Genomic DNA, 25,294 nt, shown 5'->3' on the forward strand with positions numbered 1-25,294 from the left:
GCCAGCCGCGCGTTGCTTTTATTGATGACGATTGAGCAGGTCCAGCGCGACGTCGACGATCATATCCTCCTGACCGCCCACCATCCGCCGTTTGCCCAGTTCGACGAGGATATCCACCGCGCTCAGGCCGTAGCGCTCGGCGGCCACTTCGCTGTGGCGCAGAAAGCTGGAGTAAACCCCGGCATAGCCCAGCGCCAGCGTTTCGCGGTCAACCCGCACCGGGCGATCCTGCAGCGGGCGCACCAGCTCATCGGCGGCGTTCATCAGGGCATACAGATCGGTGCCATGATTCCAGCCGAGCTTATCGGCGGCGGCGATAAACACCTCCAGCGGCGCGTTGCCCGCACCGGCGCCCATCCCCGCCAGGCTGGCGTCGATGCGGTCGCAGCCCTCTTCCACCGCGGCGATGGAGTTGGCGACGCCGAGACTCAGGTTATGGTGCGCGTGCATCCCGGTGGCGGTTTCCGGCTTCAGCACCGATTTGAGGGCGCGGAAACGATCGCGAATATCGCGCATATTCATCGCCCCGCCGGAATCGACAACGTAGATACAGGTCGCGCCGTAGGATTCCATTTTCAGCGCCTGCTGCGCCAACTGCTCCGGAGTGGTCATATGGCTCATCATCAGGAAGCCGACGGTGTCCATGCCCAGCTCGCGGGCGAAGGCGATATGCTGCGCGGAAACATCCGCCTCGGTGCAGTGGGTGGCCACGCGCACCACCCGCGCGCCTGCCTGATACGCATTTTTCAGGTCATGCAGGGTACCGATGCCGGGAAGCAGTAAAGTCGCGATCTTCGCCTGGCTGACCGACTCCGCCGCCGCTTCAATCCACTGCAGGTCGCTGTGCGCGCCGAAGCCGTAGTTAAAGCTGGAACCCTGCAGGCCGTCGCCGTGGGCGACTTCGATTGAATCCACTCCCGCGCTATCCAGCGCCCGGGCAATCTGGCGTACATTGTCGAGTGAGTATTGATGGCGAATCGCGTGCATCCCGTCGCGCAGAGTCACGTCGGAGATATAGAGTTTTTTGCCGTTCATGCTGCTTCTCCCGTCGCGTCATTCATCGCCTGGGCCATTTTTTCCGCCGTCGCCAGCGCCGCCGACGTCATAATATCGAGGTTACCCGCGTAAGCGGGCAGATAGTGCGCCGCCCCTTCGACCTCGAGGTAAACCGCCGTTTTCAGGCCGGAGAAGCGGCCGACGCCCGGCAGATTCACCGGTTTATCTTCCGGGATGACCTCAAACTGCACCTGCTGCTTCAGGCGATATCCCGGCACATAGGCCTGCACCGCCGCCGCCATCTCGGCGATCGACGCGGCAACCGCCTGCTGCGATGCCGCTTCGCTCAGGACATAAACGGTATCGCGCATCATCAGCGGCGGCTCCGCCGGATTCAGCACGATAATCGCTTTGCCTTTCGCCGCGCCGCCCACTTTCTCAATGGCCTGCGAGGTGGTTTCGGTAAATTCATCAATGTTAGCGCGCGTCCCCGGTCCGGCAGATTTGCTGGCAATCGAGGCGACGATCTCCGCATAGTGCACTTTTGCCACTCTGGATACCGCCGCCACCATCGGGATAGTGGCCTGGCCGCCGCAGGTCACCATATTGACGTTACCCTCGGCAAGATTGGCCTCGAGATTGACCACCGGCACGCAGTACGGGCCGATGGCCGCTGGAGTCAGGTCGATCACGCGGATCCCCGGTTTGGCTTCCCGCAACGCGGCGTCGTTTTTCACGTGCGCCCCGGCGCTGGTGGCGTCAAAAACCACATCGATATCGGCGAATTCCGCCATCTGCATCAGCCCGCCAACGCCCTCGTGGGTGGTGGCGACGCCCATACGCCGGGCGCGGGCCAGGCCGTCAGACTCAGGGTCGATGCCGACCATCACCGCCATCTCCAGGTGCTGCCCGTGGCGCAGAATTTTGATCATTAAATCGGTGCCGATATTGCCGGAGCCGATAATGGCGACTTTACGTTTACTCATCACGCTGTTCCTCTTCGGCGACAAAGGTCGCCGCCACTGAACCTAAACCGTCGATATGGGCGATAAAACGATCGCCGGCGGTAATCGCCACCATCGGGCCTAACGCTCCGGTGAGCACGATATCGCCCGCCCGCAGCGGCTCGCCGAGGCTGGCCATTTTGCACGCCAGCCACACCGCCGCGTTCAGCGGATGGCCAAGGCATTCGCTGCCGCGCCCGCTGGAGACCTCTTCCTCGTTACGGGTCATGCGCATCACGCAATGTTTCAGATCCAGCCCATCCGGGCGCCGCGCCGGACTGCCCAAAACGTAAACGCCGCAGGAGGCGTTATCGGCGACCGTATCGACAAAGCCAATCGACCAGTCGCGGATACGGCTGCCGACCACTTCCAGCGCCGGCAGCACCCAGTCGATGGCGGCATACAGCTCATCAAAAGTGGTATCGGCATGCGGCAGATCCTGTTTCAGCACCAGGGCGATTTCGGCTTCCACCTTCGGCTGCAGCACCCGGGAGAACGGCACATCGGCGTTATCGCCGTAGCACATGTCGGCAAACAGGGTGCCGAAGTCCGGCTGGTCAACGCCCAGCTGCTGCTGCACTTTAGGATGGGTCAATCCCACCTTGCGTCCCACCACCCGGCGGCCGTTCGCCACGTGGTGCTGCACGTTCATCCGCTGGATAGCATAGGCCGCTTCGGCGTTGTCGACGCCGAGGAGAGCTCGCAGCGGTTCAATCGCCCGGCCGCGACTTTCCGCCTCACGCAACCGTTGCGCCAGGTGTTCAAGAGATAAAGTTGTCATTCGGCTTCCTCAGGCACGTGCCAGAAAATCGAGCACCAGTTGGTTAAAACTCTCCGCGTGCTCCCACTGCGCCCAGTGGCCGCAGTCGCGATAGATATGCAGTTCGGAACCGTTAATGCCCGCCAGCAGGCGCAGCCCGGCGTCCATCGGCACGAAGCGATCGTTACGCCCCCAGACGATCAGGGTCTGCGCGCGGATTTCGCCGAGACGCGGGCTAAAGTCCGGGAACTGCTTCGGGTTGGCTTCGAGACTTTTGACGAAATTATCCAGATGCTCCCGGCGCGATAGCATGTTGTTGAGACGCGCGTCGAACAGGGCGTCAGTCAGATCGCGGGGATCGAAAACAAAGATGTTCATCATCTTTTTCAGGTTTTCGATGGTCGGTTCGCGATACAGGCCGTTCAGCAGCTTGATGCCTTCCGTCGGCATCGGCGTAAACAGGCTCATGCCGCCGGTTCCGCCGCCCATCAGCACCAGTTTGCCGACGCGCTCCGGCCAGCTGAGGGTAAAGGCCACCGCGCTGTGTCCGCCCATCGAGTTGCCCAGCAAATGCACATTGCTGATATCCAGCTGATCAATGACGCTTTTCAGCACCCGGGCGTTCAGGTCGGAGCGGGAGCCGCGATTGACGATAGCATCGCTTTTCCCCCAACCGGGGCAGTCCAGCAGAATGACCCGATAGCCCGCCTCCACCAGCGGGTCGATATTGCGGCTAAAGTTGGCCCAGCCGGTAGCTCCGGGGCCGGAGCCGTGCAGCATCACCACGGTTTCGTCACCCTGGCCGCAGTCATTAAAATGGATGCGTAATGTTTCTCCGCCCTCTTCCACGTTGAGAAAGCGGCTGGTGGCGGCTTCGGTTTGCGGTTGGTAGCTCATCATATTCTCCCGTTAATTCAGTTCTGCACTGTGGCGCTCAGCGAGCCAAACCCGGCAATCCACTCGGGGATTGGTCGGTAATAGCGACCTTCGCAGCGCCAGCGGCCAAATGCGGATAGCGCGGCAAAGGCGGCCACCCAGGTTTTAATTTCGTGCGTTGATTTCCCGGCCATTGCCGAAAGCTCTTCGTTACTGACGGCGTCCAGCTCCGCCAGCCGCCCCTGCTCCAGCAGGCTCATGAAGCGGGTATCCCAGACCGGATTGAGCGGATAGAGCGAGTGCTGATCCTCGATAAACTGCTTCGCCGCGCTAATCACGCGCTGCTGGCGCAGTTCCCGTTCGTCCGGCGGCAGCTGCCTGCCGCTGCCCAGCAGCCGGTCGCGCATATGGGCATCGGCCTTCGCCAGCTCCGGTACCGGCGGCTGATGCGACAGGCCGCCGGAGCCGAGGATTAATACCCGTTTATTGAGGGTGGTCAGAAAGCGGCCGATGGCTTCGCCCAGCATGCGGGTACGCTGAAAGCCCGGCAGCGGCGACGCCACGCCGTTGATAAACACCGGCAGAACCGGCAACGTATCCAGCCCGCCGAGCAGGAACTCCAGCGGTTGCGCGAAGCCGTGATCCACCTGCATGCAGTAGGAGACCGCCAGATCGATGCCCTCCTTCATCACAGCGTGGGCGCAGGCCTCCGCCAGCGCCGTCGGCACCGGCAGAACGCCGCTGGCGCTGCTGAAATCGCCGATAGAAGTTGCGCCGATGCCTAAACAGAACGGCGGCATCACATCGTAGAAAAAGCCGTTGTAGTGATCGGGGGCAAACAGCACCACCAGCTCCGGATCGAAAGCGGCAATACGCGCCCGCGCGTCGGCAATGGTGCCGTTAACTTCGTCCAGCACCGCCTGTTCCGGGTCAACGTAACCCACCAGCGGCGTATGCGAGAGGCAATGAAGATAAGCGTTCATATCAGGCCACCTGTTCAATCACGGTTGGCGCTTGCGCGGAGGCCACCTGCATCTTGCTCGCCAGCGCGTTGAGCTTTTTGCCGAGGGTTTGCGGGATAGCCACGGTCGCGACGAAGCGATCCGGACGCACCACGGCGATGGCGGTATCGTGCTGCGCGAACCAGTTTTTCAGGCGGTTTTGCGTATCGCCCACGCGGATAACGCCGGGCACGTTGTCCTGATCGCAATGAATCTGTACTTCCGGCACGACCTGAATGAACTGCACCCCGACCGCGCGCCAGCGCGCAATCTGCTCGTCGGTGAGCCCCCACCGGGGATTGCAGCCCCAGGCGATAATGGCGAACCTGGCGCCAATCACCTCATCGAGCAGCGTCACCTGCCCCGTTTCCAGCGTGACCTTCGGCTGGATAAACATTTTGCCAACCGGAGACGTTTTGCCTTCGCCTTCCGCCAGCAGCGCGCCGTCGCGGTACTGCGGCATCGGCTTGAAACGCATTTCAAGGAAGTAGCGTTTGACCGGCGGCAGATAATTCAGCAGCCACGAAATTCCGTCGCGCACCGCGCCGTGCCAGCGTTTCGGCGGCGCCAGGACGTTGCCGGCGGTGACCGACAGGTCGATCATCGCTTTGGCGTGATCGCGCCGCTCCTGCTGGTAGCTGTCCAGCAGCGCCTCTCCGGCTTTGCCGTTCACCACCAGCGCCAGTTTCCAGGCCAGGTTAAAAGCATCGCGCATACCGCTGTTGTAACCCTGTCCCTGCCAGACCGGCATGATGTGCGCCGCGTCGCCCGCCAGCAGCACGCGATCGACGCGAAAGCGTTCGGCGATGCGTGCGTTATGGGTATAGACGCGCTGGCGAATCAGTTCGACGTTATCCGGGTCCGGCAGCACTTTGCTCAATAGCTGGCGCATCTTGTGCGGCTCGCTGAGCTGGGCTTCGGTTTCGCCGGGCATGACCATAAATTCGAAACGCCTGACGCCGTGCGGAAGCGCGGCGGAGACGTACGGGCGCACCGGGTCGCAGCACAGATAGACATGCGGCGTCGCCAGCGGATCGTTGGCAATATCGATAACAATCCATTGATTCGGCGCGGTTTTCCCTTCAAAAGGAATATTCAGCGTGCGGCGAATAAAGCTGGCTCCGCCGTCGCAGGCCACCAGCCAGTCGGCGCGAACGGTTTCCCGCTCGCCGCCGCTGCCTTTAACATTTAACGTGACACCGTCACTATTCTGGCTAAAGGCTTCAACTTCGCGGGAAAACAGGCAGCGCACGTGGGGAAAGCGGCTGAGTCCGTCGTACAGCACGGCATCGACCTGCGGTTGAATAAACGCGTTACGGCGCGACCAGCCAAACTCGTCGGTCATCGGCTGAATATCGGCAAAGCAGCGCCCCTTGGGGGTGAGAAAGCGCATCGCGTGCCACGGCGTGGTATGCGGCAGCACGTTATCTACCAGCCCCACGGCCTGCATCGCCCGCAGCGCCTCATCGTCGATACCGATGGCGCGGGGATAATCGATCAGCGACTCGAGCTTCTCGATCAGCACCACGCTGACGCCCATCTGCCCGAGGTAGTTGGCGATCGTCAGGCCAACCGGGCCGGCGCCGGCAATCGCGACCTGCGCGCTGTGCTGTACGGCGGGCTGGATATCAGGATTGGATGTTGTCATTTTCAAAACCTCACGCTTCGGACAAATTGCCGCCACTGCACTAATGTCAGCGAGGCAATTTGTTAACTAAATGTGAATTTATTTTTATTGTGAGGTCAGTATAGGGTTGGCGATTTACGCTACAATCAAAACATCACCTGATGTGCACCTGGTGCACAAGCTTGTTTAAACTGATTTTTATTGAGGATGCATGAACGAGAATTCGTCGGCGGAATACAAAACGGTACGCGGATTGAGCCGCGGATTATTGTTATTAAATTTGTTAAATAAATTCGACGGAGGCGCGACGGTCAGCACCCTGGCCGAGTTTAGCGGTCTGCATCGTACGACCGTCAGGCGGCTGCTGGAAACGCTGCAGGATGAGGGTTACGTGCGCCGCAGCCGCTCCGATGACAGCTTTCGCCTGACGATTAAAGTGCGTCAGTTAAGTGAGGGATTTCGTGACGAACATTGGATTTCTGCCCTCGCCACGCCGCTGCTTGGCGAGCTGCTGCGCGAGGTTTTATGGCCGACCGATATCACCACCCTGGACGTCGATGCGATGGTGGTGCGCGAAACCACCCACCGCTTCAGCCGCCTCTCCTTCCACCGGGCAATGGTCGGCCGCCGCCTGCCGCTGCTGCTGACCGCCTCCGGGTTAACCTGGCTGGCTTTCGCGCCGGAACACGAACGACGCCCGATCATCGATATGCTGGCTGCCCGCCCGGAAGCGGAGTATCAGCTGGCGCGCGAGCCGGAAAAACTGGCCGCCATTCTCGAACGCACCCGGCAAAACGGCTACGGTGAAAACTTTCGCGGCTGGCAGCAGGAGGAGAAAATCGCCTCCATTGCCGTTCCCGTTCGCCGTCGGCAGCGGGTTATCGGCTGCCTGAACCTGGTCTATATGGCCAAAGCTATGACCATCGACCAGGCGGCGCAAAAGCATCTCGCCTCGCTGCAAAAGGTCGCAAGGCAGATAGAGGAACGGATGTCCGATGAAGAGGTTTTCTATCAGTAGCCCTGTCCATAAGGGGTAAATAGCCCGTTAGCCATTGCGCCCGGCTACGTTGTATATTCTAATATATAACGATTATTCATTTGCTGCCGAGCCTGTTATGTTCAGATACCCGCACGTTTTATTTCTCCTGACGCTGTCAGGCGCCAGCCTGTTCGCCGGTCAGGCCTTTGCCGAGCGCACCCTCACCGACCAGCTGGGCCGTGAAGTCACCCTCCCCGACCGCGTCACCCGCGCCGTGGTGCTCCAGCATCAAACCTTAAACCTGCTGGTGCAACTTAATGCTGCTGATGACGTCGTCGGCGTCTTGAGCAGCTGGAAAAAACAGCTTGGCCCGCAGTTTGCGCGCTTTATGCCGAACATTGAAAAACTGCCGATGCCAGGCGATCTCACCCAGGTCAATATCGAGAGCCTGCTGGCGCTGCATCCGCAGGTAGTCTTCGTTGCCAACTATGCGCCGCAGGCGATGATCCAGCAGATCCAGAGCGCCGGGATCCCGGTGGTGGCGATCTCTCTGCGCCAGGATGCCGCAGGGGAGAAAAACAAAATGAACCCGACAATGGCCAATGAAGAGCAGGCCTACAATGAGGGGCTGAAACAGGGGATCCGCCTGATTGGCGAAGTGGTCGGTCGCCAGGATCAGGCCGAACAGCTGATTGATTACACCTTCAGCGCGCGCAGTCTGGCCAATGCGCCGGTTGCCGATATCCCGGAAAATGAGCGGGTGCGGGTGTATATGGCCAATCCGGATCTCAACACCTACGGTTCGGGCAAATATACCGGCCTGATGATGAAGCACGCCGGAGCGCTGAACGTAGCCGCCGCCAGCGTGAAGGGGGCGCGCCAGGTCTCGCTGGAGCAGGTACTACAGTGGGATCCGCAGGTAATTTTCGTTCAGGACCGCTACCCGGAGGTGGTCAAACAGATACAAAACGACCCGCAGTGGCAGAGCATTGACGCGGTCAAAAACCATCGCGTGTGGCTGATGCCGGAGTACGCCAAGGCCTGGGGCTATCCGATGCCGGAGGCGCTGGCGATTGGCGAGCTGTGGATGGCGAAAAAGCTCTATCCATCACGCTATAACACCATTGATGTCGATGCGAAGGCGCAGGAGTACTATCAGCGTTTCTACCGCGTGAAGTGGTCGCCGGATGCTTAGTCATCGTCATCCGGCTCTGCTGCACTGTACCCTCGCGCTGGTGACGCTCATGATTGCACTCGCCTCTATCTGCCTCGGGCAGTATCCGTTAAGCCTGGCGGAGGTTTTTCGCCAGCTGGCGCATCTTTCCCCCCTCGACGGCGTCGCCGGTCAGGTGGTGTGGTCGGTCAGACTGCCGAGGATCGTGATGGCGCTGCTGGCTGGCGGCGCGCTGGGGCTGTGCGGGGCCACCTTACAAGGGGTGTTCCAGAACCCGCTGGTCGACCCGCATATCATCGGCGTCACCTCCGGCTCCGCTTTCGGCGGGACGCTGGCGATTCTGCTGGGACTCAATGCCGCGCTGATGATGACCTCGACCTTTCTCTTCGGCCTTGCCGCGCTGATGCTGGTCTATCTAATCGCCGCGCTGCAGGGGCGCGAAAGTACCCTGGTACTGATCCTCTCAGGAATTATCCTCAGCGGCTTTTTTGCCGCCCTGGTGAGCCTGATGCAGTATCTTGCCGATACCGAAGAAACGCTGCCGAATATCGTCTTCTGGCTGCTCGGCAGCTTTGCCACCGCCAGTTGGCATAAAGTCCTGCTGATGGCGCTACCGGTAGCCTGCGCCGCGATGGTGCTGTTCAGGCTCCGCTGGCGGATTAACCTGCTGGCGCTGGAGGAAAAAGATGCCCGCGGGCTGGGCGTTTCGGTGACCGCGCTGCGTCGCGGGGTGCTGGTATGCTGCGCGGTGCTGGTCGCCGCTCAGGTGGCGGTCAGCGGCAGCATCGCATGGGTCGGGCTGGTGATCCCGCATCTGGCGCGGCTGCTGACCGGCGCCGATCACCGGCGTCTTCTCCCTATCGCCTTCTGGCTCGGCGGCGGTTTTATGATCGTCGTCGATGACCTTGCCCGCACGCTAACCCAGGCCGAAATTCCCATTGGTATTATCACCGCGCTGCTTGGCGCGCCGCTGTTCACCTGGCTGCTGGTGCAGTCGCGACGCACGGGCGCGCGCTGATGACCCTTTCCCTGAATTTAAGCAACCTGCTCTACGGTTATAGCCGACCGCTATTCGCACCGCTGAACCTGCAGTGCCGCTCCGGTGATATCTGGGCGGTACTTGGCGCCAACGGCCGCGGCAAAAGCTCCCTGCTCGATACCCTGACCGGCGTCCTGGCGCCGCTCGGCGGCCAGTTTACCGGCACCGGCGGTATCGCCATCGTGCCGCAGCATTTTCGTCCAGCCTTTAGCTGGCTGGTACGTGACGTGGTGCTGATGGGGCGGGCGCGCCACGTTAACCTGTTCGCTCAGCCATCGGCGGACGACGAGCGCCAGGTCCAGGAGGCGCTGGCGCAGCTGGGGATCGCGACGCTCGCCGACAAGGTGTTCCGTGCGCTGTCCGGCGGCCAGCAGCAGCTGGTGCTCATCGCCAGGGCGCTGGTGGGAGCCAGCCAGAATATCCTGCTGGATGAACCCTGCTCGGCGCTGGATCTGGCCAATCAGCAGCTGGTGCTGCAGCTGATTAGCGACCTGGCATATCGCCAGAAGCGGACGGTGCTGTTTACCACGCACGATCCCACCCACGCCCTGCAGGTAGCGAACCAGACTTTGCTACTGCTCCCCGACGGTGAATGGCTGGCGGGAGAATCCACCACCGTACTGACGGAAGAGAATCTTCAGCGCGCGTATGGTTTGGCGGTACGCAAAATCTGTCACCCGGGCTCGGCGCTGCCGCTGCTGGCCCCGCAGTTTACGATTCGCCGTTGATGGCTAAAAAGCCGGCGTTTTTCAGAAAACGCTGGCCCTCTCCGCCGAGGATAAAGCGGCACAGACGCTGCGCCCCGGCGCTCTGTTCAATCTGCGTCAGTTGATAATCGCAGCGAACATTCCACGCCGGCGGAATAACCAGCGTGCGCAGATCGCTGCACGCCGCCATCTGCGCGGCGTAATGCGCATAGCCGATGAACAGATCGGTTAAATTTTGCCGAATGAGCCACGCCCCGGCGGTTTCTCCCGCAGGCACCGGCAGCGAGTCTCGGCCGCCTACCAGCGGACGCGCGCGCGCCATGATGGCGGCACCGACGCCGGGACAGCGCTCTTCAATGCGGGAGAAAAGCTGCCAGGTGTAGTCGCCTGAAGGGTCGCAGCCCGGCGTTGAGGTTGCCAGACGCAAGCCCGGGTCGCTGAGCAGCGTCAGCCACTCCCGCGCCTCGGTTTTCGCGTCGCGCCGGACGGTCAGCATCAGCTGATTTCGGGCGAACCAATAGCACTCTCCGGCCAGCCCCGCCTGACGCAGCGCCTGCGGATGATGGCTATTGGCCGAGGCGAACACGGAGCACGGCTCTCCGGCCTCAATGCGCTCGCGCAGCAGACCAGCCGGACCGAAATGGACGTCGACCGGGATGCCGGTCTGTTGCTGAAAGCGCGCCAGCAGCGGAATGAAAGCGCTTTTCAGGCTTCCCGCTGCCAGCAGCTTTAGGGAGGAAGTCATAAGAACCATCGCTATATAGTCATAAATACAGCGCTATAATAACGCAGGTTCAGATCATTTCAGTAGCCAATTTCCGCCAGTTCGCGCAGCTGTTCCGGCGTTGCCACCGGCAGGTTAAAGAAGCGCAGATAGGCCGGGATCATTTCAAACAGCATGTCGGTGCCGCGCTGAATGGGGCAGCCCGCCGCCCGCGCGGCCTGCAGTAGCGGAGTAAATTCCTGGGCCATAACCACTTCGCCAACAAAAGTGCCCGGCGCCAGGCGCTGCGGGTCCAGCGGCAGCGGATCGCCCTCTTTCATCCCCAGCGGCGTAGCGTTGACCACCAGATCGTGCCCCTGCGGGTCGCGCTGCATCAGAGTGATATCCAGCCGAGGATAGTGCTCGAGCAGACGTCCGGCCAGCGCTTCCGCCGTCTGCGGGCGGACGTCGTACAGCGTCAGGGCGCTGACGCCCGCTGCCGCCAACGATGCGGCAATGGCCGAGCCGACGCCGCCGCTGCCCACCACCAGCGCCCGCGCCCCTTGCGTCGCGAACCCTTTGCGCCGGATACCGAGAACAAAGCCTTCTCCGTCAAACATATCACCGCTGAGCGTGCCGTCGGCTTCGGGGCGAATCGCGTTACAGGCGCCCGCAATTGCCGCCGTCGGGCTAAGATGCTGCACCAGCCCGCAGGTGGCGATTTTGTGCGGCATGGTGACCAGCGCGCCAATAATATTGGTCATTTTAAATAGCATCGGGACAAAGGCGGCGTAGTCCTCAGGCTTCACGCCAATCGGCACTACTTTGGCGTCGACCTGTCGATCGGCAAACCACGGGTTATAAATCATCGGCGCTTTAAACTTCGCGGTCGGATAGCCAAGATGCGCTATCAGCCGCGTATTTCCACTAATCACCATTCCTTGCTCCTTTAACAACGACTGCATCACGTTACTGCGAAAGTTCGATACGCTTGACGTCACCCAAAATAAACACATATGCCGCTACGCCCAGCAGCGCAGCACCACCGATATAAACAAGCGCGTAGAAGAAGTTGCCGGAGGCCGCGACGATGAAACCGATGATCAGCGGCGTCAGGATCCCGGCAAGATTAGCGCAGAAGTTAAACAAGCCGCCGGTCAGACCGCCAAGGCCTTTCGGCGCGATATCGGAAATTAACGTCCAGCCCAGGCCCACCATCCCCTGGCCAAAAAAGGCGAACGACATCACCAGAATCACCGCCAGATCGCTGGTCAGCCAGTTGGCGGAGATAATCGTGCTCGCCATCAGCAGACCGGCAATGATCGGCAGTTTACGCCCGAGATTCGCCGAACCGGTGGCCTTCAGCAGCTTATCCGAGACCCAGCCGCCGAACATCACGCCGCCCGCCGCCGCCAGGAACGGCATGATGGCAAAGAAGCCGACCTTAATCCACGGCATATGGCGTTCGGTGGCCAGATAAGTTGGAAACCAGGTCAGGAAGAAGACCAGCACCGTATTACCGGCAAACTGCCCGATGCTGGCGCCGAGAATCTGTCTTTTCGCCAGCAGTTGGCGAATCAACGGCCAGCTAAAGGCGGTATGCTGCTCTGCGCCGGTGGACATTCCGCCGCCGTTGACGATGTGCTCGCGCTCCTGCTGATTGAGGTGTTTATCTTCATGCGGCTCGCGATAGCAGCGCCACCACACCAGCGCGAACATCACGCCGACCGCGCCGACGCTAATAAACAGCGCGCGCCAGCCGAAGCTGCCCATTATCCAGAACAGCAGCGGCGAAAAGCAGGCCAGCCCGAGATATTCGCCGACGGTATAGACCGCCGTCGCCTTCGCCCGCTCCTGCTGCGGGAACCAGGCGCTCACCACCCGACTGTTCACCGGGAAACAGGGCGCTTCGCTGACGCCGAGGCCAAAGCGGCACAACAGCAGACTTTTCAGGCCAACCGCCAGGCCGTGGAACATGGTGAATAGCGACCACAGGGTCAGCGCCAGAAAATAGGTCACTTTGTTGCCGAAGCGGTCAAGGAAGATGCCGCCAGGGATCTGCGCCAGCGCGTAGGTCCAGGCAAAGGCGGAGAACACGATGCCCATCATTGCGGCATCAATACCCAGCTCAGCGGTCAGCTGCGGCGCGGCGATACCCAGCACCGTACGGTCGAGATAGTTGATCATGGTGCCGACGGCCAGCAGCGCAAGAATACCGATACGCCGCCGGGAGGGCCTCACGCCGGACGCGGCCGCCGCCGTCGGGTGATTGTGGCTATAAGAGTTCATAGTCGTTTCCTGTCATAGGGTACAGCCGGATATTGTTATTGTGTTTGCAACGTTGAGTGGTGAACCATCTGCTACATTACTCGGTGTACTGCATTGCTGACAAGCGTACAGCTGCATTTACAGCACCATAAAGTGCGTAACCGTTGCGCCGTTCGGTCAGTTCAAAGAAAAAGCGTCCCACCGCAATCGGTCGGGTGTAGAGGTGAAAGAATTCGCCGCCGCTGCCATCGCGATCGTAAAGAATTTGATGATTCTTCAACAGGTTAACAGGAATACCCTTCCCATAACGGGCCAGCAAATCTTCATAGTAATTCGCCGGAATCGGCAGCGCATTGACGGCAACCTCGGGCACGCTTGCAAGCGTGGAGGATAAATCGCGGCAGGCAAAAGCCGCGTGCTGTAAACCAGCTCCCTGATAACAGGCCACTGAACGGGCAATTTGCGTGGCGCGGCTTTGCGAAATATTCAGCGCAAAGCGGATGTCGCCCTGCGGACTGCGTACCGCCAGGCTGCGCACCAGCCCGTACGGATCGGGTAGCGTTTGTTCATGCTCAAGGATAAAACCGAATACGGTGCGGAAAAAAATGATCCAGTTATCGCGGCTATCCGACTCCATGCCAAGTGCCAGGTGATCGATACCACAATAATCGTCGCGCGGCGTGACGTCCGTGCGCAGATGGAAATCGCGCGTGTAGATGTCGTCGCCCACTTCAATCAGATAAATCAGGCTACCGTCCGGGGCGCAAACCGCCGGGATTGGGCTTTCGTTGGGACCGGCATCGCCCTGCCAGGTGGCATAGCCCAAGGCGCGGGCGCGCTCGACGATTGCCGCACTCTGGCTGACGCGTAGCGCCATAGCGCAGAGAGAGACTCCGTGACGCTGATGAAAATGGTCGGCCCAGCTATGCGGTTGGGCGTTAACCACCACCCGCGCCCCACCGTTGCGCCAGAGGGAGACGCGTTTTGAGCGATGCGTCCCCTCTTCGGCAAAGCCGAGCTGCGCCAGCCTGTCTCCGAGTACTCCCGCCTGCGATGGCGTGGCGGCAAACTCGATAAACTCGAGCCCGGCATAGACCGGTAGTTCAGCCGGTGCAAACAGCGGCGCGCGGCTTTCCGGCAGCCGGTGGCGGACCTGCTCTTCCAGCCACAGCAGCGAGCGATAGCCATCTTTCGCCGTCGCACCGTTGGGAGAAGCCCGGAAGCTGTCGTTAAAAATCTCCAGCGACCAGGGGCCACGATAGCCGCAGCGGATAATCTCGCAGGCAAAATCCACCAGCGGCAGCTGTCCCTGACCGGGGAAGCAGCGGAAGTGGCGGCTCCATTCGAGGATATCCATTTTCATCAGTGGCGCGTCAGCCATCTGTACAAAGGTGATTTTCTCCAGCGGCACGTCCGCCAGCTGCGCCAGCGTGTCACCGCGCGCCAGCACGTGGAAACTGTCGAGCACAATACCCAGCGCCGGGCTATCGACGCGTTTGACCCGCGCCCATGCCTGATGCCAGCGGTTAACGTGGGTGCCCCAGGCCAGCGCCTCGTAGCCGATGGTGATGCCTTCCTGCTCCGCCAGCTCAGCCAGAGCGCGTAAATCGGCCACCTGCAGTTCGACGTCGGCGGAACAGTCCGGCTGAACGTTACTGCACAGCAGCATGGTATCGCAGCCCAGCTCATGCATGAGCGCAAATTTGCGTCTGGCGCGTTCCATATTAGCGGTGAACTGGGCGCGGCTGGCGCCTTCAAAATCACGAAACGGTTGAAAAAGCGTGATTTTTAGCCCTAAATCAGCCGCCAGGTGGCGGATATCGGCCGGCGTACCGGTATAATAGAGCAGATCGTTTTCAAAAATTTCGACGCCCTGATAGCCCGCCGCTGCGATGGCATGGAGCTTTTCGGGTAAGGTACCGGAAATCGAGACGGTGGCGATGGAGCGCAACATAGTGTCCTCGGGTCATGAGCTGACTTAATGACCTGAATATGAATCATTTGGTTCAATTGCGCCATGGCTGGTTGCAAAATTGTGATCAATATGTGTATTTTTTGCATCTCAAGAAAAGGAGCCGTTATGTCTGCCGTTGCTCATGATGAAGCACAATCGCTTAAGGAGCGGATCTTCGCCGCCGCTATTACCGTTTTCGCCGAGCACGGTTTGTCGGGCGCGCGAATGGAGCAAATCGCCACCGAAGCGCAGACCACTAAACGCATGGTGGTCTACTACTTCAAGACCAAAGAGCAGCTTTATCAGGCCGTGCTCCAGCACGTCTACGCGAGGATCCGCGAAACCGAGCAGCAGCTTGGGCTGGAAAACGTGCCGCCGGTTGAGGCGCTGGTGCAGCTGGTAAAGTGGAGCGTGCGCTATCACGCCACGCACGCCGACTATATGCGGGTTATCTGTATGGAAAACATGCAGCGCGGCAAGTGGCTGAAAAGCTCCGGACAGCTGAAACCGCTAAACCGTACCGCTCTGTCGATTCTGGAAGATATTCTGCAGCGCGGCCAGCAGCAAGGCGTGTTTCAGGCGGGTCTGGAGGCGCGCGATGTGCATCGATTGATCAGCAGCTTTAGCTTCTATCAGGTGTCGAACTTTTATACCTTTAGCAGCCTCTATCTGGACGACCCGATGCCGGCCATTGATGATGAAGCGATGGTCGCCCACCACTGCGATATTGCCGTCAAAGCGGTGATACGCTTTGTGATTTCATGAAGCTCAGGGAAACGCGCAGGTCCGGCTAGCTGCCGGAAAGCGCATGGACCACCTTCTCCATCGCTTCCTGCGTCAGCGCTGAGCGCTTGACCTTCGGGTTTGCCAGGGCGGTACGCAGCACGCCGGCGATAACGATATGCTTTGGCTCTTGACCCAGGTCGCGCATCTCAAGCACGACTTTACCGACAACGCGGCACATTTCCTGATACAGCGCCTCATCTTTGGCTGTGTTTCCCATGCTATTTGGCTCTCAAATTTTCATTATCAATCAAATCATTATTGATATATTTCCCGCTTAAATCAAACCAGCGCGATGATTTCGCCTCAGCGACGTATTTTTGCTGGCAAAGTTGTGAATAAATCCGCATTTCCGCCCGCTTTATCTTGTCAGCTGATGAAAAAATGTGTTGCGCATAAGCGTAGGTTTAGTTTGCATTTTGTTAAGTATATAACTATAGAAATGAAACATGGTTTTCATTTTCTTTTTTGGATTGGGCAACGTATAATGCCCGGCAAATTCTTATTGAATGGTTTCAGCGCATTGGATTGCATGACTAAACGCATAACACGTTGCCTCTTTTCATGGGCTGAACCGCCAGCACACATTCTTCTGCACGCTCTTTTGTTGTCACCTATCCTTAGAGCGTGGCATAGCAACTTTCGTAATACAGGTTTAACTCTGCGGCAGTACGCCCACGGAGTCAGATTCCCCATCCCTATCCTTCACAACTTAAAGATTAAACTGTCATGAAAAAGACCAAAATTGTTTGCACCATCGGTCCGAAAACCGAATCCGAAGAGATGTTGACCAAAATGCTGGACGCCGGTATGAACGTTATGCGTCTGAACTTCTCTCACGGTGACTATGCGGAACACGGCCAGCGCATCCAGAACCTGCGCAATGTGATGAGCAAAACGGGCAAGAAAGCAGCAATCCTTCTGGATACCAAAGGTCCGGAAATCCGTACTATTAAGCTGGAAGGCGGTAACGACGTCTCCCTGAAAGCGGGCCAGACTTTCACCTTCACCACCGACAAATCGGTAGTAGGTAATAACGAAATCGTCGCGGTGACCTATGAAGGCTTCACCAGCGACCTGAGCGTCGGCAACACCGTACTGGTCGACGATGGTCTGATCGGTATGGAAGTCACCGCGATCGAAGGTAACAAAGTTGTTTGTAAAGTGCTGAACAACGGCGACCTCGGCGAGAACAAAGGCGTTAACCTGCCGGGCGTATCTATCGCTCTGCCGGCGCTGGCTGAGAAAGACAAACAGGACCTGATCTTCGGTTGCGAGCAGGGCGTGGACTTTGTTGCGGCCTCCTTTATCCGTAAGCGTTCCGACGTCGTGGAAATCCGCGAGCACCTGAAAGCTCACGGCGGCGAGAAGATCCAGATCATCTCTAAAATTGAAAACCAGGAAGGCCTGAACAACTTCGATGAAATCCTCGAAGCTTCTGACGGCATCATGGTTGCGCGTGGCGACCTGGGCGTTGAAATCCCGGTTGAAGAAGTTATCTTCGCGCAGAAAATGATGATCGAAAAATGTATCCGCGCGCGTAAAGTCGTTATTACCGCGACCCAAATGCTGGATTCCATGATCAAAAACCCGCGTCCGACCCGTGCGGAAGCGGGCGACGTGGCCAACGCCATCCTCGACGGCACCGATGCTGTCATGCTCTCAGGCGAATCCGCAAAAGGTAAATATCCGCTGGAAGCGGTCACCATCATGGCGACCATCTGCGAACGTACCGACCGCGTGATGACCAGCCGTCTTGAGTACAACAACGATAACCGTAAGCTGCGCATCACCGAAGCGGTCTGCCGCGGTGCGGTTGAAACGGCAGAAAAACTGGAAGCGCCGCTGATCGTCGTCGCGACCCAGGGCGGTAAATCCGCGCGCGCCGTACGTAAATACTTCCCGGATGCAACCATCCTGGCGCTGACCACCAACGAAACCACCGCGCGTCAGCTGGTGCTGAGCAAAGGCGTGGTAGCGCAGCTGGTTGAAGAGATCGCCTCTACCGACGCTTTCTATCACCTCGGTAAAGAGCTGGCGCTGCAGAGCGGCCTGGCGCGCAAAGGCGACGTGGTTGTTATGGTTTCCGGCGCATTAGTCCCGAGCGGAACCACCAATACCGCTTCCGTGCACGTGCTGTAATAATTTACAGGTTAATTAGTATTTCCTTTAAAAGCGCCTCATTGAGGCGCTTTTTTTTATTCCAGCACTAGCTGCTATTAATAAAAATGCAAATCGGAATTTACTATTTAACGCGAGATTATCTAAGATGAATCCGATGGAAGCGCGCTGTTTTCTCTCGCCTTTTTAAGGTTACCTGATGATTTCGATGCTTCTTTGAGCGAACGATCAAAAATAAGCGTATTAAAGTAAAAAAATATTCTCATCACAAAAAAGTTTGTGTAATACTTGTAACGCTACATGGAGATTAACTCAATCTAGAGGGTATTAATAATGAATCGTACTAAACTGGTACTGGGCGCGGTAATCCTGGGTTCTACTCTGCTGGCTGGTTGCTCCAGCAATGCTAAAATCGATCAGCTGTCTTCTGACGTTCAGACTCTGAACGCTAAAGTTGACCAGCTGAGCAACGACGTGAACGCAATGCGTTCCGACGTTCAGGCTGCTAAAGATGACGCAGCTCGCGCTAACCAGCGTCTGGACAACGCAGCTACTAAATACCGTAAGTAATAGTATCTGTGTAATAAAAATGGCGCACATTGTGCGCCATTTTTTTTGCCTCTCGTTCCCCCGCCTACTGCACCCTTTTTGCTTCGTCTACCGGCGCACTCTGTACGGACAGGCCCGACGTTGAGCTGCTGCCCGCGGATACCACCACCGGATATCCTGCTCGCCGGGTCAGCGCGCGTTTAAGCATGGCCTCATCCACCGCTTTATCGCCGGAGAATTGATGGAACTCCGCAGGAAGCGTATAGGCCATCGTCTGCGGGTTGCTGGTCTCATCCGGCGTCAACGGTCGATGAACTTCAACATAGCGCTTACCGTCCGGCTCCACGGCGAACTTGACCGGCTGATTGATAATCCGCACCGGCGTCCCGCTTTTCACCTGATTGAATAACGCCTGAATATCCGCCGCATTCATGCGCATACAGCCGGAGCTGACGCGTAGTCCGACGCTATCTGGCGCACTGGTGCCATGAATAAGATATTCCCCGTTGCCGTATGCCAGGCGCAGCGCATAACGCCCCAGCGGGTTATTCGGTCCTGCGGGCACGACCGGCGGCAGCTTAATTCCTTTTTCCAGCGAGCGAGCGCGAATGCCTGCCGTCGGCGTCCAGGTCGGGTTCGGAATTTTCTGCCCTATTCGCGTGGTCATCTCCGGGGTCTCCAGCCCCTGCTGACCAATCCCGAGGGGATAAACCTGCACCTGGTTCATTCCCGGCGGGAAGTAGTACAGGCGCAGCTCGGCCAGGTTGACGACGATCCCTTCCCGCGGCACGTCCGGCAGCAGCATCCGGGAGGGAATCAGCACCTGGGTACCCGGTTTAGGCTGCACCGGGGCAATCGTATCGTTCGCTTCGAGGATCAGCATCGCTGCGGTATCGAAACGACGGGCAATCGCCTGCAGGTTGCGGTCATCCTCCTGTACCGTCCAGGACTGGTTCTCACCAATCAAACGACTGTTGGCAGGGGGAAGAGGGTAATCGACGGCCCAGGCTGCATGTGACGCGCTGAGGGCGCTCAGAACGGCTATGGTGATGAGAGAAGCGCGTTTCATACTGAGATTCCTTCTTTCGCTGATAAAACGCCAGGCCTGTTATGCACAACGGGAGGTTCCCCTCCCGTCGCGCATAACAGAATGAAATCTACTGTTTAATTCTAGCTAAGATTTGCCGCCTTCGCGCGGATTGCGCGGATCATCGCTTCCAGTCCTTGCGACCGTGAAGGCGTCAAGTGCTGCGTGAGGGCCATTTTTTCAAACCACGGGCGCACATCAAAAGCGAGGATATCCTTCGCCGTCATCCGATCGTAAAGAATAAACACCACCGCGATAAGCCCTTTCACAATAGCGGCATCGCTATCGCCGCGAAGCGCAATTGCGCCGCTCTGCTCCTGCGTCATCACGATCCATACCTGGCTCTGGCAGCCCTGAATGATGTTCTGCGCGCTATGCTCTTCCGGGCTCAGCGGCGCAAGGCGCTGCCCCAGTTCGATGATATAGAGATATTTCTCTTCCCAGTTCGCGCAACGGCTAAAGTTGCGCAGCAGTTTGTCTTTATCAGGTAACGCCGCCATAGTTGCTTCCTTTAGCTTAACAATTTGTGGATCCGCTGCAGGCCCGCTACCAGCCGGTCCACCTCTTCCGTGGTATTGTACATCGCCAGCGACGCCCGGCACATAGCAGGGACGCCGTAGAACTCCATGAGCGGCATGGCGCAATGGTGCCCGGTACGTACCGCAATGCCGTAGTTATCCAGGAAGCTGCCGACATCGTAGGCATGATGCTTGCCGAGATTAAAGGCAATCACCCCGAGCCGATTTTGCGGACCATAAAGGGTTAAATCCGCCACGCTCTCCAGCGCCTGCAGCGCGTAGCGCATCAGGGTTTGTTCATATTCCGCGATCTGCGTCAGACCCAGCGCGCTGACGTAATCCAGCGCCGCCCCCAGCCCGATGATACCGCCAGTGTTCGGCGTTCCCGCCTCGAAGCGCCACGGCGCTTTTGTCCAGGTCGTGCCTTGCGTCAGGCTGACCGTGGCGATCATCGACCCGCCCCCTTCCCAAGGCGCCATATCCTGCAGGATATCCTGCTTAACGTAGAGCATGCCGATACCGGTGGGGCCGTAAAGCTTATGCGCGGAAAATGCGTAGAAATCACAGTCCAGAGCCTGCACGTCCACCGGATGGTGCATCACCGCCTGCGCGCCGTCCACCAGCACTTTGGCGCCGTGCTGATGGGCTAAAGCCACCAGGGCGGCGACCGGGTTTTCGGTTCCCAGCACGTTAGACACCTGGGTAATAGCCAGCAGCCGGGTGCGCTCATCAAACAGGCCGGGGATGGCATCGAGCTGCAGCGTACCGTCCTGATTCAGCGGGATGACCCGCAGTTCGGCGCCCACCCTGGCGCACAGCATCTGCCACGGCACGATATTGGCGTGATGCTCCATCGCGCTGACGATGATATTGTCCCCTGCGCCGACGTTAGCATTGCCCCAACTGTTCGCTACCAGATTAATGCCTTCCGTGGTACCGCGAACAAACACCAGCTCTTCTGCCGATCGGGCATTCAGGAACGTCGCCCCCTGCTGACGCACCTGCTCCATCCGCGCCGTGGCTTCCGCGCTAAGGGTATGAATGCCGCGGTGTACCGCCGCATAGCCGTGGCGGTAAAACTCCGCCTCAGCGTTGATCACCGCTTCCGGCTTCTGCGCGCTGGCGGCGCTATCAAGGTAGGCCAGCGGCTGACCGTTCACCTCGCGATTAAGCACGGGAAAATCCGCGCGCACGCGTTCCACAGAAAATGTCATGCTTTACCTCCCGGCAAACGCTGGCCAATACGCGCCAGTATCTGCTGCCTGAGCGCCTCATCATCGATCGCTTCCGTGAGCTCCGCGGCAAAGGCGTAAAGAATCATCTGCTGCGCCGCCTGCTGCGTAATGCCGCGCGAACGCAGATAAAACAGCTGTTCATCATCAATGCGCCCGATGGTCGCGCCGTGGCTGCACTTCACGTCATCAGCGTAGATTTCCAGCTGCGGCTTGGTATCCACTTCGGACAGGCGGCCAAGCAGCAAATTATTGTTGGTCATCTGGCCATCGGTTTTAATCGCATGCTGGGCGACGTTGATCAGTCCATTAAACACCGCGCGCCCTTTATCGTTGACGATGGTTTTGTGCAGCTGACGGCTGTTACAGTATCCGACCTTATGATCGAGCCAGGTGCGGCTGTCGCACACTTCGTTGTTAACCGGCATCGCCAGCGAGTTAATCCGCAGGTTGCTGTTTTCACCGTTCAACTGCGTGCTGGTGTGGTGGCGCAGTACCGAGGCGCCGAGCAGAAAACTGCTGCTGAAGGCGGAGGCGTCGCGTCCGAGGGCCAAATCGTTATGGGCAAAGTGGTAGCTTTGCGCATTTTCAAACGCCAGCTTGATATGCTGCAGGTGGGCGTTATCCGCCACGGACATCGTCAGCCTTGCGCCGGTAAAATGGGCAGCGTCGTTGAGGCTCAGATAGTGTTCGATAATAGTCGCCTGCGCGCCGCTCTCCAGCTCCAGATGGTGGCGATAGTGGGCGGTGTTCATTTCATCGCCCGCCAGCCCGCGCGTCATGTGCACGATCAGCAGCGGCTTTTCCGGTCGCTGGTGGCGCCCGACCCGGATATGGGTGACGCTGGTCGCCAGGCTTTCGGTCAAATGCAGAAAAACTTCGGGCTGAACGGCTTCAGGCAGCGGCTGACGGTCGTTATCTACCCGCACCTCAAAGCCGCTGGCGGTCAGGTCGTCGCTCAGGCGTTCGTTAAACTGGCCGTCGACAAAAACCAGACGCCATGCGTCCACCGCCAGCCCCAGCGCGTCGCGTTGGGCCGCCGTCAGCGTCTGCGGTTCCGCAGCGACAAAAGTATGGTTCAGTAACGCATCCAGCGGCGTATATTTCCAGTTTTCATGTTTACGCGTCGGCAGCCCCAGCCGCAGAAGCTGTTGCAAATGCTGATGCGCCTGCGGGCTGCGCTGCTCGCTTTGCGCTTCAAACAGATGGTGCCACTGCTGCAGCGCGTTACTGCTGTTCGGTAAGCCAGCCATAGCCCTGCTCCTCCAGTTGTTTGACCAGAGTAAAATCGCCGGATTTAACAATCCGCCCCTGGTACAGCACGTGGACGTAATCCGGCTTGATATAGTCGAGAATGCGCTGATAGTGGGTGACGATAATAAACGAGCGCTTGCCGTCGCGCAGCGAGTTGACGCCGTCGGAAACAATCTTCAGGGCGTCGATATCCAGCCCGGAGTCCGACTCGTCCAGGATGCACAGCTCCGGTTCCAGCACCGCCATCTGCAGGATATCGTTGCGCTTTTTCTCGCCGCCGGAGAAGCCGACGTTAACCGAGCGGGTCAGCAGATCCTCCGGCATTTTCAGCAGCTTAATTTTGTCCTCCATCAGGTCCTGAAAGTCAAAACGGTCAAGCTGCTCCTGGCCGCGGTAGCTGCGCACGGCGTTCAGCGCGGTTTGCAGGAAAAACTGATTGCTGACGCCGGGAATTTCAACCGGATACTGAAAGGCCATGAAGATGCCCTCGCCGGCGCGATCTTCAGGGGAGAGTTCCAGCAGATCTTTGCCTTTAAACTCCACGCTGCCGCCGGTCACCTCATAGTCTTCACGTCCGGCAAGCGTGGCGGAGAGCGTACTTTTACCGGAACCGTTCGGGCCCATAATGGCATGCACTTCGCCGGGGCGAACGTCCAGATTCAGTCCGCGCAGGATCTCTTTGTCTTCAACGGCGACCTGCAAATTTTTTATACTTAACATCTTATTTCCTTTGTTATCAGCCGACGCTGTGTTCAAGGCTAATCGCCAGTAATTTTTGCGCTTCTACGGCAAACTCCAGCGGCAGCTCTGAGAAGACATCCTTACAGAAACCGTTAACGATCATCGAGATGGCATCATCTTCGCTGATTCCGCGCTGCAGACAGTAGAACAGCTGATCTTCGCCGATACGGGAGGTGGTCGCTTCGTGCTCAAGCTGCGCGCTGTTATTACGGCATTCTACATACGGGAAGGTATGCGCCCCGCTGTCCGGGCCAATCAGCATGGAGTCGCACTGGGTGAAGTTGCGCGCGTTGGTCGCGGTGGGCATGATTTTGACCAGGCCGCGATAGCTGTTCTGGCTGTGGCCGGCTGAAATCCCCTTCGAGATAATCGTCGAACGGGTGTTTTTGCCGATATGGATCATCTTGGTGCCGGTGTCCGCCTGCTGGTGGCCGCTGGTCAGCGCTACCGAGAAGAACTCGCCAATGGAGTTATCGCCGCGCAGAATACAGCTCGGATACTTCCAGGTGATCGCCGAGCCGGTTTCCGACTGGGTCCACGACATTTTGCTGTTCTCGCCTTCGCACAGGGCGCGCTTGGTCACGAAATTAAGGATCCCGCCGGTATTATTGTCGCCGGGGAACCAGTTTTGCACCGTGGAGTACTTCACCTCGGCATCTTTATGAATAATCACCTCCACCACCGCCGCGTGCAGCTGGTAGCTATCGCGTACCGGCGCCGAACAGCCTTCGATATAGCTCACGTAGCTGCCTTCGTCGGCGACCAGTATGGTGCGTTCGAACTGGCCGGTTTTCTCGGCGTTGATGCGGAAATAGGTCGACAGCTCCATCGGGCAGCGCACGCCTTTGGGCACATAGATAAAGGTGCCGTCGGAGGCTACCGCCGCGTTAAGGGCGGCAAAGAAGTTGTCGTTGCCCGGTACTACGGTGCCGAGGTATTTCCTGACCAGTTCAGGGTGATCGTGAATCGCTTCGCCGAAGGAGCAGAAAATAATCCCCTGCTCCGCCAGCTTTTCGCGATAGGTGGTCGCCACGGAAACCGAGTCAAAAATGGCGTCGACGGCCACCTCCCGCCCTTCGCGAACCGGTACGCCGAGAAGGTTAAACGCCTCTTCGACTTCGCTGGTCAGAAACGCACTGGACCCCGTTTGCTGTAGAGCTCCGGGCTCAGAAGCGCAGGCGTCATCGCAGTTGCCGCAGGAGGGCGCTGAGTAATAGCTGTAATCCTGATAATTCAGCTTGTCGTAGTGCGCTTTCAGCCAGTGCGGCTCTTCCATTGCCTGCCAGGCCTTGAAGGCGTTCAGACGAAACTCCAGCATCCATTCTGGTTCATTGCGGCGTGCCGAAATCGCCCGAACCACCTCTTCATTTATGCCTTTCGCCAGCTCATCGGTCTGTAGCTGGGTAAAAAAGCCCTCTTTATAGTTGAGTGGCCCGCCGCTCCAGGTTTTGACATCGTCAGTTGCTTCAGTATTACGAGACATAGTTACTCCGCCTGAACGCCAAAACTTTCGCCGCAGCCGCATTCGTGCTGCGCTTTGGGGTTATGAAATTTAAAAATCTGGTTTAAACCTTCGCGGACGTAGTCGAGCTCGGTGCCATCGATAAACGGCATGGCCTGCAGCGGCGCCCACAGTTTCGCGCCATCGCGCTCAAAAAGCAGATCGTCCTGCTCCGGTTCAGCGATGAGTTCGAGAACGTAGCCAAAGCCGGCGCAGCCGCTGGTTTTAACGCCCAGGCGTAGCCCCTGCTTGTCGGGTTGTTTGCTGACCAGTTCGCGAATATGGGCGGCGGCGGCTGGGGTCATCGCCAGGCCGCGCCAGCTGAAATCTTCGGGATTAAAAGTTCCTGCATGTGAATCCATCGCTCTACCTCATAGGTTGACGCCATCAGGGCATACCCACTATGTTAGTGATAATGAT

General features: G+C 58.6%; 26 protein-coding genes. 8 read left to right on the plus strand and 18 right to left on the minus strand.

Annotated elements, in window-relative coordinates:
• Positions 1-18 precede the first annotated feature (18 nt).
• Genes mhpE through ACSIPU_RS03760 form a run of 6 tightly spaced genes read right to left on the minus strand, consistent with a single transcriptional unit; the run spans position 19 to position 6,285 of the window.
• Positions 19-1,035, minus strand: a complete 1,017-nt coding sequence (gene mhpE / locus ACSIPU_RS03735; protein ID WP_004102867.1) for a 4-hydroxy-2-oxovalerate aldolase — start codon at positions 1,033-1,035, stop codon at positions 19-21.
• On the minus strand, positions 1,032-1,982 hold the full coding sequence (gene mhpF, locus ACSIPU_RS03740; protein ID WP_023329808.1) for an acetaldehyde dehydrogenase: 951 nt from the start codon (positions 1,980-1,982) through the stop codon (positions 1,032-1,034). Before mhpF ends, mhpE begins: the two co-directional genes overlap by 4 nt.
• Positions 1,975-2,781, minus strand: coding sequence for a 2-keto-4-pentenoate hydratase (gene mhpD / locus ACSIPU_RS03745; RefSeq protein WP_142472131.1), 807 nt, complete (start codon positions 2,779-2,781; stop codon positions 1,975-1,977). The genes mhpF and mhpD overlap by 8 nt, the downstream gene beginning before the upstream one ends.
• A gap of 9 nt (positions 2,782-2,790) precedes the next feature.
• Positions 2,791-3,657: a 2-hydroxy-6-oxonona-2,4-dienedioate hydrolase gene (gene mhpC / locus ACSIPU_RS03750; protein ID WP_004102874.1), complete on the minus strand. Its 867-nt coding sequence runs from the start codon at positions 3,655-3,657 to the stop codon at positions 2,791-2,793.
• A 17-nt stretch (positions 3,658-3,674) separates the two neighbouring features.
• Positions 3,675-4,619 (minus strand): 2,3-dihydroxyphenylpropionate/2,3-dihydroxicinnamic acid 1,2-dioxygenase, encoded by a 945-nt coding sequence (gene mhpB, locus ACSIPU_RS03755; protein WP_004102884.1) that lies wholly within the window; start codon positions 4,617-4,619, stop codon positions 3,675-3,677.
• A gap of 1 nt (position 4,620) precedes the next feature.
• A complete protein-coding gene (locus tag ACSIPU_RS03760; protein WP_004102885.1) occupies positions 4,621-6,285 on the minus strand; it encodes a bifunctional 3-(3-hydroxy-phenyl)propionate/3-hydroxycinnamic acid hydroxylase in 1,665 nt (554 codons plus the stop codon).
• A 190-nt stretch (positions 6,286-6,475) separates the two neighbouring features.
• Here ACSIPU_RS03760 and ACSIPU_RS03765 point away from each other — a divergent pair, with 190 nt between their 5' ends.
• The 4 genes from ACSIPU_RS03765 to ACSIPU_RS03780 all read left to right on the plus strand — a co-directional run bounded on the left by ACSIPU_RS03765 (position 6,476) and on the right by ACSIPU_RS03780 (position 10,184).
• Positions 6,476-7,282, plus strand: a complete 807-nt coding sequence (locus ACSIPU_RS03765) for a DNA-binding transcriptional regulator (protein ID WP_016807781.1) — start codon at positions 6,476-6,478, stop codon at positions 7,280-7,282.
• A 97-nt stretch (positions 7,283-7,379) separates the two neighbouring features.
• Positions 7,380-8,438, plus strand: a complete 1,059-nt coding sequence (locus tag ACSIPU_RS03770; RefSeq protein WP_123829727.1) for an ABC transporter substrate-binding protein — start codon at positions 7,380-7,382, stop codon at positions 8,436-8,438.
• A complete protein-coding gene (locus tag ACSIPU_RS03775) occupies positions 8,431-9,435 on the plus strand; it encodes a FecCD family ABC transporter permease (protein WP_023321168.1) in 1,005 nt (334 codons plus the stop codon). Before ACSIPU_RS03770 ends, ACSIPU_RS03775 begins: the two co-directional genes overlap by 8 nt.
• Positions 9,435-10,184: an ABC transporter ATP-binding protein gene (locus tag ACSIPU_RS03780; RefSeq protein ID WP_064397638.1), complete on the plus strand. Its 750-nt coding sequence runs from the start codon at positions 9,435-9,437 to the stop codon at positions 10,182-10,184. Before ACSIPU_RS03775 ends, ACSIPU_RS03780 begins: the two co-directional genes overlap by 1 nt.
• Here the strand turns inward: ACSIPU_RS03780 and ACSIPU_RS03785 are convergent.
• The 4 genes from ACSIPU_RS03785 to ACSIPU_RS03800 form a co-directional block, all read right to left on the minus strand.
• A complete protein-coding gene (locus ACSIPU_RS03785; RefSeq protein WP_196557509.1) occupies positions 10,168-10,908 on the minus strand; it encodes a substrate-binding domain-containing protein in 741 nt (246 codons plus the stop codon). The genes ACSIPU_RS03780 and ACSIPU_RS03785 overlap by 17 nt on opposite strands.
• A 59-nt stretch (positions 10,909-10,967) precedes the next feature.
• Entirely contained in the window at positions 10,968-11,804 is an 837-nt protein-coding gene (locus tag ACSIPU_RS03790) for a shikimate dehydrogenase family protein (protein ID WP_123829729.1), read from the minus strand.
• A gap of 31 nt (positions 11,805-11,835) precedes the next feature.
• Complete coding sequence (locus ACSIPU_RS03795; protein ID WP_004102899.1) at positions 11,836-13,155, minus strand: MFS transporter; 1,320 nt, start codon at positions 13,153-13,155, stop codon at positions 11,836-11,838.
• A gap of 76 nt (positions 13,156-13,231) precedes the next feature.
• Positions 13,232-15,088, minus strand: coding sequence for a bifunctional sugar phosphate isomerase/epimerase/4-hydroxyphenylpyruvate dioxygenase family protein (locus ACSIPU_RS03800; RefSeq protein ID WP_123829730.1), 1,857 nt, complete (start codon positions 15,086-15,088; stop codon positions 13,232-13,234).
• 126 nt (positions 15,089-15,214) lie between these two features.
• Between ACSIPU_RS03800 and ACSIPU_RS03805 the strand changes: the two genes are divergently transcribed.
• Positions 15,215-15,853, plus strand: a complete 639-nt coding sequence (locus ACSIPU_RS03805; protein WP_004102904.1) for a TetR/AcrR family transcriptional regulator — start codon at positions 15,215-15,217, stop codon at positions 15,851-15,853.
• A 25-nt stretch (positions 15,854-15,878) separates the two neighbouring features.
• Here the strand turns inward: ACSIPU_RS03805 and fumD are convergent, their stop codons facing one another.
• The gene (fumD, locus tag ACSIPU_RS03810) at positions 15,879-16,091 is read right to left on the minus strand and encodes a fumarate hydratase FumD (protein ID WP_004102907.1); all 213 of its coding nucleotides are present in this window, start codon (positions 16,089-16,091) and stop codon (positions 15,879-15,881) included.
• Positions 16,092-16,403: 312 nt separating this feature from the next.
• Between fumD and ynhH the strand changes: the two genes are divergently transcribed.
• The 3 genes from ynhH to lpp all read left to right on the plus strand — a co-directional run bounded on the left by ynhH (position 16,404) and on the right by lpp (position 18,562).
• Positions 16,404-16,604 (plus strand): protein YnhH, encoded by a 201-nt coding sequence (gene ynhH / locus ACSIPU_RS03815; protein ID WP_418278710.1) that lies wholly within the window; start codon positions 16,404-16,406, stop codon positions 16,602-16,604.
• Entirely contained in the window at positions 16,601-18,013 is a 1,413-nt protein-coding gene (gene pykF, locus ACSIPU_RS03820; RefSeq protein ID WP_004102909.1) for a pyruvate kinase PykF, read from the plus strand. The genes ynhH and pykF overlap by 4 nt, the downstream gene beginning before the upstream one ends.
• 312 nt (positions 18,014-18,325) lie before the next feature.
• Positions 18,326-18,562, plus strand: a complete 237-nt coding sequence (gene lpp / locus ACSIPU_RS03825; protein WP_003029373.1) for a murein lipoprotein Lpp — start codon at positions 18,326-18,328, stop codon at positions 18,560-18,562.
• A 64-nt stretch (positions 18,563-18,626) separates the two neighbouring features.
• On the opposite strand, the gene ldtE is transcribed toward lpp, so the two are convergent.
• From ldtE to sufA, 7 genes are all read right to left on the minus strand, one after another.
• Positions 18,627-19,610, minus strand: a complete 984-nt coding sequence (ldtE, locus tag ACSIPU_RS03830; RefSeq protein ID WP_017145696.1) for a L,D-transpeptidase LdtE — start codon at positions 19,608-19,610, stop codon at positions 18,627-18,629.
• Between the two features lie 101 nt (positions 19,611-19,711).
• The gene (sufE, locus tag ACSIPU_RS03835; RefSeq protein ID WP_004102913.1) at positions 19,712-20,128 is read right to left on the minus strand and encodes a cysteine desulfuration protein SufE; all 417 of its coding nucleotides are present in this window, start codon (positions 20,126-20,128) and stop codon (positions 19,712-19,714) included.
• A gap of 11 nt (positions 20,129-20,139) precedes the next feature.
• A complete protein-coding gene (gene sufS / locus ACSIPU_RS03840; protein WP_016807788.1) occupies positions 20,140-21,360 on the minus strand; it encodes a cysteine desulfurase SufS in 1,221 nt (406 codons plus the stop codon).
• Positions 21,357-22,631 carry a Fe-S cluster assembly protein SufD gene (gene sufD / locus ACSIPU_RS03845; RefSeq protein WP_004102915.1) on the minus strand — a complete coding sequence of 425 codons (1,275 nt, stop codon included), beginning with the start codon at positions 22,629-22,631 and terminating at the stop codon, positions 21,357-21,359. Before sufD ends, sufS begins: the two co-directional genes overlap by 4 nt.
• On the minus strand, positions 22,606-23,352 hold the full coding sequence (sufC, locus tag ACSIPU_RS03850) for a Fe-S cluster assembly ATPase SufC (RefSeq protein WP_004102917.1): 747 nt from the start codon (positions 23,350-23,352) through the stop codon (positions 22,606-22,608). Before sufC ends, sufD begins: the two co-directional genes overlap by 26 nt.
• A 16-nt stretch (positions 23,353-23,368) precedes the next feature.
• Complete coding sequence (gene sufB / locus ACSIPU_RS03855) at positions 23,369-24,856, minus strand: Fe-S cluster assembly protein SufB (RefSeq protein ID WP_004102919.1); 1,488 nt, start codon at positions 24,854-24,856, stop codon at positions 23,369-23,371.
• A 2-nt stretch (positions 24,857-24,858) separates the two neighbouring features.
• The gene (gene sufA, locus ACSIPU_RS03860) at positions 24,859-25,236 is read right to left on the minus strand and encodes a Fe-S cluster assembly scaffold SufA (protein ID WP_017145695.1); all 378 of its coding nucleotides are present in this window, start codon (positions 25,234-25,236) and stop codon (positions 24,859-24,861) included.
• Positions 25,237-25,294: the final 58 nt, after the last annotated feature.

Origin of the sequence: Klebsiella sp. HN106, assembly GCF_051209435.1 — a bacterium.
In the GTDB taxonomy this organism is placed as follows: Bacteria; Pseudomonadota; Gammaproteobacteria; order Enterobacterales; family Enterobacteriaceae; genus Klebsiella; species Klebsiella oxytoca.